At 41.0% G+C, this 15,107-nt stretch carries 15 protein-coding genes; 9 read left to right on the top strand and 6 right to left on the bottom strand.

All coding sequences use genetic code 11. The features are described 5' to 3' along the window. The first annotated feature begins 10 nt into the window (after positions 1 to 10). From ACE01U_RS11480 to ACE01U_RS11455, 6 genes are all read left to right on the top strand, one after another. Positions 11 to 505, top strand: coding sequence for a 2,4'-dihydroxyacetophenone dioxygenase family protein (locus ACE01U_RS11480; protein WP_395579519.1), 495 nt, complete (start codon positions 11 to 13; stop codon positions 503 to 505). Positions 506 to 577: 72 nt separating this feature from the next. Further along, a complete protein-coding gene (locus tag ACE01U_RS11475; RefSeq protein ID WP_395579518.1) occupies positions 578 to 2,212 on the top strand; it encodes a long-chain fatty acid--CoA ligase in 1,635 nt (544 codons plus the stop codon). 37 nt (positions 2,213 to 2,249) lie between these two features. Beyond that, positions 2,250 to 3,071 (top strand): SDR family NAD(P)-dependent oxidoreductase, encoded by an 822-nt coding sequence (locus tag ACE01U_RS11470; protein WP_228146957.1) that lies wholly within the window; start codon positions 2,250 to 2,252, stop codon positions 3,069 to 3,071. Between the two features lie 260 nt (positions 3,072 to 3,331). After that, complete coding sequence (locus tag ACE01U_RS11465; RefSeq protein WP_086208014.1) at positions 3,332 to 4,018, top strand: Smr/MutS family protein; 687 nt, start codon at positions 3,332 to 3,334, stop codon at positions 4,016 to 4,018. A gap of 93 nt (positions 4,019 to 4,111) precedes the next feature. Continuing rightward, positions 4,112 to 4,660: a GTP cyclohydrolase I FolE gene (gene folE / locus ACE01U_RS11460; protein ID WP_171264403.1), complete on the top strand. Its 549-nt coding sequence runs from the start codon at positions 4,112 to 4,114 to the stop codon at positions 4,658 to 4,660. An 87-nt stretch (positions 4,661 to 4,747) separates the two neighbouring features. After that, the gene (locus ACE01U_RS11455; RefSeq protein WP_395579517.1) at positions 4,748 to 5,107 is read left to right on the top strand and encodes a cupin domain-containing protein; all 360 of its coding nucleotides are present in this window, start codon (positions 4,748 to 4,750) and stop codon (positions 5,105 to 5,107) included. A gap of 56 nt (positions 5,108 to 5,163) precedes the next feature. On the opposite strand, the gene ACE01U_RS11450 is transcribed toward ACE01U_RS11455, so the two are convergent. From ACE01U_RS11450 to hemE, 5 genes are all read right to left on the bottom strand, one after another. Further along, complete coding sequence (locus ACE01U_RS11450) at positions 5,164 to 6,540, bottom strand: diguanylate cyclase (RefSeq protein WP_395579516.1); 1,377 nt, start codon at positions 6,538 to 6,540, stop codon at positions 5,164 to 5,166. A 195-nt stretch (positions 6,541 to 6,735) separates the two neighbouring features. Further along, the gene (locus ACE01U_RS11445) at positions 6,736 to 8,619 is read right to left on the bottom strand and encodes an Lnb N-terminal periplasmic domain-containing protein (RefSeq protein ID WP_395579515.1); all 1,884 of its coding nucleotides are present in this window, start codon (positions 8,617 to 8,619) and stop codon (positions 6,736 to 6,738) included. 68 nt (positions 8,620 to 8,687) lie between these two features. After that, positions 8,688 to 9,158 (bottom strand): DUF3015 family protein, encoded by a 471-nt coding sequence (locus tag ACE01U_RS11440; RefSeq protein ID WP_110974490.1) that lies wholly within the window; start codon positions 9,156 to 9,158, stop codon positions 8,688 to 8,690. A gap of 149 nt (positions 9,159 to 9,307) precedes the next feature. Next, positions 9,308 to 10,105, bottom strand: coding sequence for a DUF817 family protein (locus ACE01U_RS11435; protein WP_171264404.1), 798 nt, complete (start codon positions 10,103 to 10,105; stop codon positions 9,308 to 9,310). Between the two features lie 36 nt (positions 10,106 to 10,141). Beyond that, entirely contained in the window at positions 10,142 to 11,212 is a 1,071-nt protein-coding gene (gene hemE, locus ACE01U_RS11430; RefSeq protein ID WP_395579514.1) for a uroporphyrinogen decarboxylase, read from the bottom strand. Between the two features lie 202 nt (positions 11,213 to 11,414). On the opposite strand from hemE, the gene ACE01U_RS11425 reads away from it, so the two are divergent. From ACE01U_RS11425 to ACE01U_RS11415, 3 genes are all read left to right on the top strand, one after another. Beyond that, positions 11,415 to 12,656 (top strand): L,D-transpeptidase family protein, encoded by a 1,242-nt coding sequence (locus tag ACE01U_RS11425; RefSeq protein WP_086208022.1) that lies wholly within the window; start codon positions 11,415 to 11,417, stop codon positions 12,654 to 12,656. 83 nt (positions 12,657 to 12,739) lie between these two features. Next, positions 12,740 to 13,801, top strand: a complete 1,062-nt coding sequence (locus tag ACE01U_RS11420; protein WP_395579513.1) for a hypothetical protein — start codon at positions 12,740 to 12,742, stop codon at positions 13,799 to 13,801. A 112-nt stretch (positions 13,802 to 13,913) separates the two neighbouring features. After that, positions 13,914 to 14,609 (top strand): pirin family protein, encoded by a 696-nt coding sequence (locus tag ACE01U_RS11415; RefSeq protein WP_110974487.1) that lies wholly within the window; start codon positions 13,914 to 13,916, stop codon positions 14,607 to 14,609. Between the two features lie 77 nt (positions 14,610 to 14,686). On the opposite strand, the gene ACE01U_RS11410 is transcribed toward ACE01U_RS11415, so the two are convergent. After that, a complete protein-coding gene (locus ACE01U_RS11410; RefSeq protein WP_395579512.1) occupies positions 14,687 to 15,040 on the bottom strand; it encodes a DUF1304 domain-containing protein in 354 nt (117 codons plus the stop codon). Positions 15,041 to 15,107 lie beyond the last annotated feature (67 nt).

Here is a 15,107-nt window from a genome sequence, read left to right as displayed (position 1 = left end):
GGAGTTTGTCATGAGCATTGCACAGTCAATCAAACATCAAGATCGCTTATTAACAATGAACATTAAAGATGGCGAAATCAAAAATGCTTTACCAGGTGTACACGTAACACCGTGCTTTTTAGATCCTGATAATGGTAAATGGGTGATTTATGCACGCTTTGATGCAGGTACAGTGCTACCGCGCCATTTCCATACAGGTATTGTACATTTTTACACCACATCGGGTTCTTGGCATTATGTCGAATATCCAGAAGATGTTCAAACTGCGGGCAGCTATTTATTCGAACCTGCAGGTTCCATCCACACCTTAGCAACACCTGATGGGGCTGAAGGTTTTATGGTAATTGATGGTGCAAATGTGAATTTGAATGATGATGACTCACTCATGTTCATTATGGATGCAGGCTGGATTGAGCGCACACTGCATGTGATAGCAGAACAAACAGGACAGAAAATGCCAGGTTATATCAAGCCTGGCTCAGAAGTTGTAATGAGCGCTCAATAAAAGCCGAAAGGTTTTTAACTCACCTTAAAAACCTCATTTATAAAACAATGATTCAATCCAAGGATGACCGAAATGTTTGGCAAAATGATGCACCAATCTTTGTTAATTAGTAACTTAATTGAGCATGCTGCAAGATATCATGCTGATACCACCATTATTTCTCGAGAAGTCACTGGACAAATCACCACGACCAATTGGCACGAAGTTCAACAAAATAGCAAACGTCTTGCTCACGCATTGAAAACATTTCACCTTGACTTAGGTGACCGCCTTGCCACGATCGCATGGAACAATCACCGCCATTTAGAGTCTTGGTATGCAATTTCAGGGAGTGGCTATGTTTGTCATACCATTAATCCACGCTTATTCCCCGAGCAGCTGATTTTTATTATTAATGACGCGCAAGACAAAGTGATTTTCTTTGACTCAACCTTTTTACCTTTAATCACTGCGATTCAAGACAAGGTACCCACTGTAGAAAAATTCATTTGCTACGGTTCACCTGATGAAAAAGTCTTGGCCGTACTACCAAATGTCATTTTCTATGATGAGTTAATTCTAAATCAATCTACTGACTTTAACTGGCCACAGCTGAGTGAAGAAACTCCAAGTTCATTATGTTATACCTCAGGTACAACAGGTAATCCTAAAGGAGTGTTGTACAGCCATCGTTCTACTTTACTGCATAGCATGGCAATTGCTTTGCCAGATTCTTTAAATTTATCTGCCAATGATACGGTCATGCCTGTGGTGCCAATGTTCCACGTAAATGCATGGGGAGTCCCCTATGCAGCAGCCATGGTAGGTTCAAGTGTTGTCCTTCCTGGACCAAATCTTGATGGGGACAGCCTAGTCAGCTTAATTGACGACTATAAAGTAACCGTGGCTTTAGGCGTTCCAACCATTTGGCAAGGTTTACTGGCAACGGCGAAAAAGCGTGGCACAACTTTAGCCAGTATGAACCGAAATGTCGTTGGCGGTGCCGCTTGCCCACCATCCATCATTCGCGATTTTAAAGACAATTACGCATGTGACACCATTCATGCTTGGGGCATGTCAGAAACTAGTCCACTTGGTACAGTCAACCAGCCTAAAGCAAAACATGCCTCTTTAAGTGCTGAAGAGTTTGAACAACTGCGTTTGACGCAAGGTCGTCCACCTTTTGGTGTTGAACTCCGTATTGTGGATGGTGATAGCCTGAGCCCATTGCCAAACGATGGTCAGACCCAAGGCAATCTACAAGTCCGTGGTGCTTGGATTGTTGATCACTATTTCAATCAAGAAAAAAGTGCCGCCACAGCAGATGGTTGGTTTGATACAGGCGACATCGCTACCCTTGATGCAGATGGCTATATGACCATTTGCGACCGTGCCAAAGATCTGATCAAATCAGGCGGTGAGTGGATTTCTTCGGTTGAAATTGAAAATATTGCCTTCGGCCACCCTGAAATTCGTATGGCAGCAGCGATTGCCGCGCGTCATCCAAAATGGGATGAACGTCCAATTCTAATTGCCGTGAAACAAGAAAACTCAACGCTAACCGAAGAAGAAACACGGGCCTATTTTGAAAATAAACTTGCGCGTTGGCAGATTCCTGATGCAGTCATTTTTGTGGATGCTTTACCCATTAATGGTACGGGGAAGATTGTAAAAGCTGAACTTCGTACACTGTTTGCGGATGCATTATTCCCAAGTGAAGTGATCTGATCGCCCTAACAATTAAAATACACATCAGGAGATTGAAATGAAAAAGAATATGAAAACAGCATGGGTTACTGGCGGCAGTAGTGGTATCGGTCTTGAACTCAGCAAACGCTTACTTCAAGATCGCTATCAAGTATGTATTTTTGCTCATACAGGGATTGAAGAAGCGGTTATTGACTTACAAAAACGCTCACCTGCTGTATGTGGATTTGAAATTGATGTACAAAATGAAAATACCCTACAGGCAAAATTTGCAGAAGCCGTTACTGCCTTTGGTCCGCCTGATCTACTGATTAACTCAGCTGGAATCGTGGTTGCCAAATCCTTTGAAGACATGAGTGCTGAGGAGTTTTTACGTCAGATCAACATCAACCTTGTCGGGAGCCGAAACGTAGCCCATGCTGCATTAGCATATCTCAAGCAAGCCGTTCAACAAGGTAAACACCCTAAACTGGTGTTTATTGCCTCTGCTGCAGGTTTAGTCGGTTGCTATGGCTATACAGGCTACTGTTCTTCTAAATTTGGGGTGGTTGGCTTGGCTGAAGTATTGCGTATGGAACTTCGCAGTCAAAATATTGATGTCGCTGTAGTCTGTCCACCAGAAGTGGATACGCCGCTCGTGGCAGAGGAACGTAAAAATGGTTCTCCAATTACAGCAGCCTTAAAGCAACTCGGAGGTAGCATGCCCGTTGAAAAAGCCTGCGCAGAAATTTACGATGGAATTTTATCTTCTCAATTTATGATCATCCCTGGCACTCAAGCCCGTATACTTGCAAAAATTTCACGTGTTTTGCCTGATGTATATCGTGGTCAAATTGATAAAAAACTCGATAAAATCATCAGTCGCTTACACGCAAGCTAAGTTGCCCCCACTTAAAGTATAAGCAATACGCCAAACTTGAATCTACGTCATGTGTTGAGCCCTATCGGGACAACATTGACTTAGATTCAATGATTTTCAGCCTCTGATAAAAGCGATACTTAATCTTATGTTTTTAAAATAACCTATCATTTTCCCTTCAATTGATTACTATTCCCTATAAGTGCAATTCAGTTCAAATCATTGCAAATTCAGACTATAATTACTGTCTCATTCCTTATTTTGCATATTTTTCTGACCCTATGAGCAAACATGATTCATCGCTTTCTAAAGAGCAGTTTAATTTACTGAAAGACTTTAAAAAGCAGATCACCAACCCGCATTCGACTGCCATCAAACAGTCTGAAGCCAAAGCTCAAGTCGCTCAAGCTGAGCCAGAAGATGATTTCGCGTTGTTTCAAAAACAAATGCACGGTGTCCAGAAAATGGAGACTGCAAATATTGCCAAAATAGAAAAAAATCCAAAGAAAAAAATGGATGCACAAACTTTAGCTAAACGTGCGGCAGCCGAAGGTCCAATGCAAACTGATGCAACTGAGCTGTCCGATACTCAAGCGATGCTCAACCCTGTAGCGAGCCAAGCAGCGCTCAGTTATCGTATTGCTACGCTACAACATAAAGTATTTGAAGACTTAAAAGCAGGTAACATCCGCTGGTTTGAAGCTGTTGATTTGCATGGTTGTACCGTTGAAGAAGCACGTGTGGCTGTCTTGCAAATTATTCAAATGGCGAAAGATGAAAATCAAAATGTGATTAAAATTGTACATGGTAAAGGTCCAGAAGCCATTTTAAAAACCTATGTGAATGGCTGGCTACGCCAACACCGTGATGTCCTCGCTTTTGTAAGCGCTCCAGAAAAACAAGGTGGTACTGGTGCTGTTTTAGTCTTACTTAAACGCAGCGAGAAAAATCCAAAGTTTAAACAGTAATCGGATTTTAGTCCAAAACAAGGCATTGCAATAGTTTTCTGCTACAATGCCGTCCTTGTTCAATATCAGTGTAAGTGAACACGTCTTATGTCTATGCAGCAATCCTACGCTAACATTCTAACTGCCGTTGGTGAAGACCTAAATCGTCCAGGTCTCCTCGATACGCCTATGCGTGCTGCTAAAGCTTTTTCGTATTTAACGTCTGGTTATAGCAAAAGCTTAGAAGAAGTGACCAACAATGCGGTTTTCCCATCGGACAACCGTGAAATGGTATTGGTTAAAAATATCGAATTTTATTCATTGTGCGAACATCATTTACTACCGTTCTATGGTCGCGTACATATTGCGTATTTGCCTGAAGGCCATGTACTTGGTTTGTCTAAATTTGCACGTATTACCGAAATGTTTGCACGTCGCCTACAGATCCAAGAAAACCTCACCCAACAAATTGCAGAAGCAGTTGCAGAAGTGACAGGTGCACGTGGTGTTGCTGTTATGATTGACTCAGCTCATATGTGCATGATGATGCGTGGTGTTGGTAAGCAAGAATCGACGACTCGTACGGTTTCTTTTATTGGCGACTTTAAAACCAATAAAGAAGAACGTCGCGAGTTTTTAAGTGCGGTTCCTGAAAGTTATTAATCTCTGCGGTATTCAGCCTCAACAGATGTTGGGGCTTTTTTATGCAAAACTTATCGCATGATTCTTTTTTGTTTAGAGAAATGAACAATGTCAGTAATTTGGTTAGCAGGTCATGGTTTAACCCAAGGCGAACACAGTATTGATTTTCCACGTCCAGACCGTTTAGTGCAAGGAAATCCTGAACGTCAAACCTACAGCCTATATGAGCATCCACATATGGCTTGCGGAATTTGGCATTGTGAAGTTGGGGCATGGAATATTCAATTTGCCGACAATAAACAAGAATTCTTTCAAGTCATGGAGGGATGTGTCCGTATTCATGATGCCCACACACAAAACGTCATTGAAGTAAAAGCAGGACAGGCAGGCATTATTCCACCAAGTTTTATTGGCACATTTGAAGTCGTTGAAGCAGTCAAAAAATACTATGTAATTGTTGAGGTATAAGTGCCTCAAGAAACGACTTTAAATTGTTTTGTGTTCTGAGTTTTTTAGCCTATACCTTAAACACTCAAAAGTTTTTCACTTACATGAATACAGTTACGGCCATTATTTTTAGCCGTATACAGTGCTGCGTCAGCGGTGTCTAAAAAGCGCTGATAATCAGGATGACCATTATAAATGGTGCAACCAATACTCACCGTAAAGCTAAAGCTTTGTCCTAAAGGCGTTCGAATGGATGTCTCTTGAATACGGCTACGAATCGTTTCAGCAACATCCGAAGCCCTTTGGAGATTACTGTCAACCAAAAGTAATAAAAACTCTTCACCGCCAACTCGGAAAGCGTAGTCACTCCCCTTCGCCACATCCAACAAAACTTCAGCAATAAAACGTAAGGCCAAATCCCCTGCGGTATGGCCATATTTATCATTGATCCCTTTAAAATAATCTGCATCAATCGCCAGCAAACTTAAAGGTGCATCATTTCTACGAGCAAAATTAATTTCACGAGATACAATTGTACTTAAATAACGGCGATTAAGAAGCTGAGTCAGAGAGTCATTACCTGAGTCTATATATTCAGTCACTTGAAACAGTTGATCGACCAAGTGCTGAATCTGTCGGTTCATTTCACGAATGTCTTGAATACGCTCGATCTTTTGTGTTTGATCCTGGCAGTCAAGTACATGCAAATTCAGTGCATCTACTTGCTGAATCAAACCAATAATAGTCTCAACCTGTTCTGCACCTGTGAACGCATACGCGGCCTTATGCACAAACCACAAACCAAACTCAGACTTGGACAAAGCAATATGCTGTAACTGCGGATGCTCGGAAAAAACCTTGAACATCAACTCATTTTCCCAATCGAGTAAAATACTGCGCTGCTTATCTTTTTGCACGGCTACATCTTGCATTGCAGAAAATAAACGGTAGCTATGTTTTACTTCATGGCTCTGTTCGGTATTTGCCTCATAAGATCTACACATAATTTCAGTGGCAAAACCCATAATTTGCAGCATATAACTGAGCATTTGATGACTGTTTTTGAGCTGAAGTTCATCTAGTAGTTGCAAAATCTTGATTTCAATCTCACGAATACCACGCATGATCAACCATGAAGGAATGCCTACCCGCGCATGTACCTGTCCCACTTTTTGTTGTTTTGCGACTGCAGTAAAATAAGCTTGATTCAAAGCTACATCAAAGCTTTCAATCAACCATTGGTTTAAACTGTTTTTTAAGCGTTGTTGAATAATGTCATCTTTAAAGAAATCAGCCGCTTCAGGCTCCAAAACAATATTGCGATAAAATTCATTGACCAATACAAATGAATGCTGCTGTATGAAATTTTGCGCTTTAATGTGATCATTCACTGAATAATGCTGGCAAATTTTACCCCACTGCTCGGCCAACTTAGCCATGCATTCATCATTCATAAAGCCTACCTATTTATATATTTTGAGAATCGCTCGAAATTTATGTGATTAATATAACAAATTTTAATGCCTATTTTCATCATCAAGGTAAGCTTTCAAGGTCTTATAAAAATCAAACACTGATATTTGTGTGTTTTAACAGCGATTCTAGACATAAAAAAAGCTCCATTCGTGGAGCTCTAAAACTAAGTCGTACTAAAAAAAACGGATATAACTCAGCCCAGTCTGATCCCAATCTTTGCCTTTTTGCTGTTGATACTGCCAATGAATCCGTAATGCATTTTGCTGGTTCAATACATATTGCAGTTGAGTGTTCAGTCTGACTTGCCATTGATGACTATCTTCCCAATATGGCAATTCTACTTGTACCAAACTATTGACATGTTCAGTCCAAATGTTCTGACAACCCAATGTTGGTCCAATCCCCATTCGCCAATCACGCTCTAGCGCTTTACCAACTTGAATCCGGTTTTGCAATTGGACATAACATAAATGCTTGCGATCTTGGTCTGCTACACTATAACCAAACTGACTGGATAGATTGAATACACCGTGTTGATCCTGCTCACTAAATTCACCATTTCGCTCCAATGATTCTTGCTGCCATCCCACATTAAAGCCCCAACTTAAAGGGGTTTTAAATGCAGTTAATGGGCTATAAGCATTCACTTCTAACAAATTTAACTCTTGTAATTTCAGTCGGTCATCACGGTACTCTAGGCTACCTGCGAGGAACTTAAGCTGTGTGCCTAAACGAAAACCGCCTTGTGGGTCGATCAAATCATGATAGGCCTGACGATGACTCAGTTGGAAGTACGAGTCTCCCTGTAACTTACCTCCCTCCAGTTGCAAAGTCCGTGCATGATGTCCTTTGACAGGATCTACTTTGGGAGTTTCAACCGCTTTTCGCTGTTTTTCCAAATCAATTTGACTACGCAAACCCAATAATTCTCGAATGCGGGGCTGAGCCTCTTCTGCTGTAACTTTTTGCGCAATCAATTGTAAATATAGATGATCGTAAGCCATCTCTAAAATACGCGCTTGATCAGCCAAAGAATACTGATTTAAAAATGTTGGCATTTGAGCAGGTGTTAATTGCACAATATGATTTGCAGCCATAGCCAGGCTCTGTCCATGTTGTTTAGCCTGTGCGAGTAATTGAGTTTCTAAGGCAGGACGGTAAGCACTTTCTGCAATTAAATCATTGTCATCCACAGCCTTAATGGTCTCAACTGGAATGGCTGCGGTTTTAAATTGCTGTTGTAAATTGATATCTGGACGAACCAAATCAATTAAACCCAGTAAACGATAAGCACAATTGTCACTGATAAAGTAGTAAGGAAATTGCACATGTTTGAGCTCCCAAATATGCTCAACCATGGTTTTGGTTTCTTCAGGAGTCAGGGCTAACTCGTACTCCCACAAATCACGGCTTTCCAAATCACCATATTCTTTCACTTTTCGGTAGTACGGCATGAGCGAATACTCACCCGGATACTGCCCAGTTAATCCCTTCCACGCAAAAGAAAAACTGTCGCTATTGGCCACTGTCGCTGCATAATTTACCGCATAAGAGACTAAGTTTAGTTGTTTTTGGTCTTTAGGATCGAGCCTTAACAAAGTATGTCCAAACATCGAACTGGGATTACCCATAAAGTCTGTGGCGTAAATTAAAGTCGTCTTATACGGCTTAATTTGCCCAATCCATTCATCCAGTTCAGGACAGGATGCTTTAGGAAGTTGATTCGATGCAATATCAAGTTGTCTTATGAGCCATTTTGAACGTGCAGGAAAGCGACACTGAATGGATTCATTCACGGCAGCCTGTGTAAAAAGTGCCACAATATTTGCATCAAGTTCTTGCTTGAGTTGGGTTTGTCCGTGTTCGCTATAGAAGAACGGGCGATAGGTCACTTCACTATTTCCCGAAGTATTCGCATACATCAAACGTTGCCAAGTCACATTTGAGGCAAGCTCAAGCTGATGGGCTTTTTCAATATAAAACTCTGCTGAGCGGGGTGCCTGAGCAAAGATCGTGGTGCTAAACAGCGCACTGGAAAAGAGGAGAAGCGATTTCATGCAGAGTTGAGTCTTCTTCTTTTTAGATATGAAAAACCCTGCCTTAAAGACAGGGTCTTATAGTGCAATTAAACGTATGCTTTTAATACGCTATCTGTTGCCATAACGGCTTGTAAAGATGCTAACACTTGAAGTGCATCTTGGTTTTCAGCCGAATAGATTTTTGCGAAGTTTTGTTTAGATACTTCAAAGAAACGCGCTTTATCTTCAGACTGAATATTGAGCAGTTCAGCCAGTACATTTAGACTTTCACCCTCACCGACTGCCATATCGCGTGCCAAAGACTCTGCATTTTCATTGGTAAATGTTACTGCCTGAGCAGTCACCGTACCTGTACCGCTACAACCTAAAGTACCAAAGGTGATACCGAAAAGTTGGTTAGCAAAAAGACCGTTTGTGGTACCCGCTAAAATTTTAGCGACTTTGCCAGACTGCCCTTCCCAAATTTGTGAACCAATACCACAACCTACATCTTTATCTGCAAATGCAGCGGTAGAACCAACGGCCAAAACTGCAGCCAATGCCATTTTTTTCAACATAAGGTTTCTCCAGACTCGATTATCTCCGAGTATTTTTATTGTTCCTATTGTTTGTGTATATTTTGAGCTACACACTTGTAAGATAGCTGTAACAAGCGCATAACGCAAAACAATTTACACTAAAGTAAAACAGACATTAATTCTCAATTTTAACGGTGTAGCGCCCAGTTGCCACGCAGGTCTCGTTTCCCTAAAATTTTTAGCACCAAAACAAGACTCAAGAGTAGCAATAAATACCAAGAGCCTAATTTACCCCAACCCACCATATGCCATGCATCGACTTGACTAGGGTACAACCAAATTTGGTAAAACGTACTGATATTTTCCGCAATCCAAATCATGAAAGCCAACAAGAGCAGTACAGGTAACATCGGCAGTTGAAAACGATGCTGCTGTAACTCAAAGCCAATCTTGGTTTTCCAAAACAGTACTACACTCCATGCAAATAATAGATAACGAATATCTGGAATAAAAAACTTGGACATAAAGTTGATATAAGACAACACAGCCAATATCAACATGGAGGAAAAACGAGGCAAGTATTCAAAAGAAACATGATAAAGACGTAATGAGCGCGCAAAAAAACTGCCCACAGCCGAATACATAAAACCTGCAAACAACGGCACGGTGAGAATTTTAAACACGGCGGGATGTGGATACTGCCATGATGCAATCTGCGGATGGGTCAAAAAAATTTCCATCAGCATTGCCATCACGTGAAATAGCGCAATCACTTTGGCTTCGGCCCAAGACTCAAGTTTTAAATACAGTAAACATACCTGAATCAGCACCGCATAGAACAATAAATAGTCATAACGGAAAAAACCCCAATATTCCTGATTTGCCATACTTGCTGTGAATGCGAAAGCCAACAACAATAATATCCCAAATAAGGCAGCCGAAGCTGCCTTAGATGAGAACTCAAAACATGATTTTAAAATTGTGATCACGTATGAATCCTAATTAAATTGATCCAGTGAAACTTAGAGATATTTAGCACTATATTCATGCACGGTATCGACAAAGGCTTTCGGATTAATTGGATCAACCCACTGGGTAATGCCGTGACCTAAGTTTGCAACATAACCCGTTTTCTCACCATCTGCATAAGCATCATCTAGCATGGCTTTGGTCGCTTTCACGATGGTCTCATGCGAACCATATAAAGTAGCAGGGTCTAAGTTACCTTGCAGTGCCGCACGACCCGCCACCGTTTGGCGAGCCACATTTAATGGCGTTGTCCAGTCCAGACCAAATGCATCAGCCCCTGTTGCCACCATCGGTTCTAACCACTGACCACCGCCTTTGGTGAATAAGATCACAGGTACTTTACGTCCTTCATTTTCACGTTTTAAACCTGCAACAATTTTTTGCATGTATTTTAAAGAAAATTCTAAATATTCACGGTGTGCTAGTGCCCCACCCCAGCTATCAAAAATCTGTACAGCTTGTGCACCTGCATCAATTTGCGCATTCAAATAATCAATTACTGCATCTGCTAAACGATCGAGCAGTGCATGTAAAACTTCGGGTTGCGCATACATCATTTGCTTAGTGAAACGGAAATCTTTACTCGAACCACCTTCCACCATATAGGTTGCCAAAGTCCAAGGACTGCCCGAAAAACCAATTAATGGCACTTGACCACCTAGGGCTAAACGAATCGTCTTGACCGCATTCATGACATAATCAAGATCTGATCCAGCATTAAACTGAGGTAAATTCGCCACATCTTGTTCAGTGCGAACCGTTTTATGAAATTTAGGCCCTTCACCCGCTTCAAAATAAAGCCCCAAACCCAAAGCATCGGGTACAGTTAAAATATCTGAAAATAAAATAGCTGCATCAAGCTCATAACGACGTAAAGGCTGTAGCGTCACTTCGCAGGCAAATTCAGTATTTTTGCATAATGAGAGGAAATCACCTGCTTGAGCACGGGTCTCACGATATTCTGGTAAATAACGTCCTGCTTGACGCATCATCCAGACGGGTGTGGTATCTACAGGTTCACGTAATAAAGCACGTAGAAAACGATCATTTTTAAGGGTCGTCATTTACTTTCCCATCTCAATTAAATTTGCTCACCATCATAACAAAAAGGTCGAATTTTTAATAACTTCTCATCACACTAAAATTAGATCCAGTTGATGCTTAAAACAGATATTTACACAAAACAAATACTGCATCTCTATCTTTTTTCTGTAATACTTGGCTGGTTTTTACTTTGTAAATGAATAATTCTTAAGGTTGAATTACATGTTCGTTCGCACAATACTCGCGATGAGTTTAAGTTGCATTCTTGCTGGTACAGCGTTTGCTGCATCTACTACTGAACAACCCTTGACGCCAAAAAAGATCATTGATACTTCAGTCCAAGATCCCATTGATCCTTTAGCAACAGATGTCGCTTCAGCTTCTACTGCGGTTGCAAACACTCAAATTACAGCAAAAGAACAAGCAGACTTAAACCAAGCTTCACAAACTTTAGACCAACTTGAACAGTCTGAAGATAAAACTGCTGACGTTGGCGCTGCACCAAGCAAAACAACGACTGCACCGACAACAAGCCCGACGAATCCTGCTGCTGCAAAAGCATCGTGGACTTTAAATGGTTTAAACAGTGCAGATTGGTATGACAATATTGGTAAAGGTCAATTTCCTGTTTATGCACGTGCTCACGTCATGCTCAACAATGCACATGCATCTCCAGGTGCAATTGATGGCATGAGCGGTAAAAATACCCTTAAAGCAATTGCCTCTTTCCAACAAATGAGTGGCTTAAAAGCAACGGGTACGCTCACCAAAGAAACTTGGGATGCGTTACTTGCTAGTCAAGGGTCTAAACCTGCATTTATTGAATACACTATCACCGATGCAGACCTGAAAGGGCCTTATGCAGCGTCAATTCCACACGATTATGCCTTACAGTCAAAAATGAAAGGTTTGTATTACACGCGTGTGACTGAAATGTTCGGTGAAAAGTTCCACATGGATGAAGACTTTTTGAAAAAGTTGAATCCAAAAGCAACTTTCAAAAAAGCAGGCGAAAAAATTATCGTTGCCAACATTCGTAATGAAGTGCCAGAAGATATTCACTTGATTGTTGCGCACAAAGGCGCAAAACAGCTGTATTTATTTAACAGCCGCAACCAAATGATCGGTTCATTCCCTGCAACCATCGGTAGCTCGGACACGCCATCACCAGCAGGTACTTATAAAGTTACAGGTGTTGCACCAAATCCATGGTATAGCTACTCACCAAGCAACTTTGTTCAAGGTAAAAACTTAAAACCTCTTTCTTTACCACCAGGTCCAAATGGCCCAGTAGGGAATATCTGGATTGGTTTAAGTAAAAAATCATTTGGTATTCATGGTACGCCAAACCCATCGGCCATTTCCAAGACAGCTTCACACGGTTGTATTCGTTTGACCAACTGGGATGCGAACGATCTAGGTAAAAAAGTGAAGCCAGGTGTAACGGTTAAATTCTTAGAATAATTGGTTTTCTAAGGTATTTACGCTATAAAAGGTGTTCTCAAGAGAACATCTTTTTTATCAATCATAACAACATAAAAATGACGATGAACACTTTAAAAAGAATAATGCCTTTGGCTTGCTTACTGTCACTTTCGACACCGACTTTTGCTGAATTAGATGAGGAAATCGTGACCAGCGTGGATGCTTCTGCTTATGCGGTGGAATCTGACAACCCATTTGACAGTCTGGAGGATCAGGAAAAAATCCGTCATACCCAATACATTCCAGAGCAAGATAGTCTCAGAGAGCCACTTTTGAATACACGCTATTATGTCATCGCAGGCAAATCTCCGATTCACTATTACGCGATTCGAACAGGGCAAAAGCCTAAACTGTTTTATTTAAACCAGCCACACTCAGCCATATTCGCTATTGGCGATGCTTATGCGGAAAATCGAAAAAAAATTACTCTACAACCACAGCTCAAACACACCGTCAAAGACCATGAGCTATTTTCAATTATGCCAACAGACAAATACATTGCTCTGATCTTTCGTACCCGCTATGCCTATACCCCTGCGGAATTAAAAGCCAATGCAGAGATAAACTCCATCTATGCCAACAATCGCTACCGATACAGCTACGAAATTATTGAAATCGACACGAATGGTCAACAGCTCCACCGCGTGCAATTCGTGGCTCCTGTTATTGAAGATGGAATGAGTTTTGGCCCCAAATGGGATAAAGATTTATCAGATTACAATAACGCAATACTGGAATACAGCACCAAGTCCCCAGGTGACTATCAAACCGTACATCCTTATAATATTGAAACCCGCTATGAGTACAAACAAGGTCAATTGCAGCACTTTGAACAGAAAATTCTACTCACCGCCAGTGATAAAGTATTCTTAAAAAACCCACCCAATTCTATTAATTACGAAAATTATCTCGACGATCAAGATACAGCCTTCTACGTTGAAAGCAGTACTTGCCTTGATGATTATTTTGTTTTTAAAGATAAAGCGGCCCCACTCGGTGTGAAATGGGGAAATAATTGGATGCAAGCCCAACCGAAGCTACATCAACAATTTTTAGCTGAATATGCGCAAGGCAAAAACTACATTTGGAAAGATTTTCGCGAACAGTATTGTGATCTAAATTAAGACAGAGCTATCATTTCAATATTGAAACGCAACATTGCAAATTCACCATTTCATCAACAAATATAAAACATTAAAATTACGCCATAGATTAAAAATAAGATTGGAGTTCAAAATGGATGCTTTCATTCATCGTAGCCAAGACCGTGGTCATGTCAATATTGGTTGGCTAGAGTCTAAACACAGCTTTTCATTTGGCAGTTGGTATAATCCGAAATACATGGGCGTCAGTGCTCTACGTGTTATCAACGATGACCTCATTGCAGGACATCAAGGTTTTGGACAACACCCTCATGACAATATGGAAATCTTAACCTGCGTGCTCAAAGGCACGATTACCCATAAAGACAGCATGGGCAACCATGGCGGTATTTCTGCGGGGGAATGGCAACTGATGAGTGCAGGTACTGGCGTACAACACAGTGAGATGAATCAAAGTGATGAGCAAGTGCATTTACTACAAATTTGGATCATTCCAAATGAACGAGATGCAGCCCCAAATTATCAACAGATTCGTCTCGATCCGCATGAGCAACCCAACCAATGGCATCTGATTTGTGGTCCAAACGACAATGCACCAATGCATATTCGTCAAGATGCAGAAGTGAAAACGGCTGTACTTGAAAAAGATCAGACCCTTTCGATTAAAGCCACACAACATGTTAACTATGTACATGTGATTTCTGGCTCAATCCAAGTGGCTGAACATACAATCCATGCAGGTGATGCGATTGCATTTATAGATGTTACTGAAATCAAAGCACTGGACGATGCTCAGGTCATTTGGTTTGACTTACCTGAAGTAAAATAACTAGCCACACATCAAAAAAGACAACGTCTTCACGTTGGCTTTTCCATGTGTATTCAATAAGTGACTACTCAATCGACTTAAAGAAAATTCACTGCAAGCAGTGCCAAAATGGCAGGGACTGCCTGAATGTAAATAATTTTCTTACTAGCGGTTAGCCCACCATAAATTCCCGCAACCAAAACACAGCCTAAAAAGAAGTTCGCCAAAGCAAGTACATAGCTTTCAGGTGCGCATAATGACCAAAATAAACCTGCAGCCAGAAAACCATTATATAAGCCTTGATTTTGAGCCATAACTTTCGTTAACTGCGCTTTTTCAGGGCTATTGCCAAAAGCTTTTAAGCCATAGGGCTTATCCCATAAAAACATCTCTAAAACTAAAATATACACATGCAACAGTGCAATTAAGCCAATTAGAACTTGTCCCACCATACGCTTTATCCTTTATTTTTATGAATGATAGATAGATCAACAACTTCGCTGATCTAGGTCAAAAATG

The sequence above is a fragment of the Acinetobacter halobius genome (genome assembly GCF_044130335.1).
Lineage (GTDB): Bacteria > Pseudomonadota > Gammaproteobacteria > Pseudomonadales > Moraxellaceae > Acinetobacter.
This window is presented reverse-complemented; position numbering and strand designations above follow the sequence as displayed.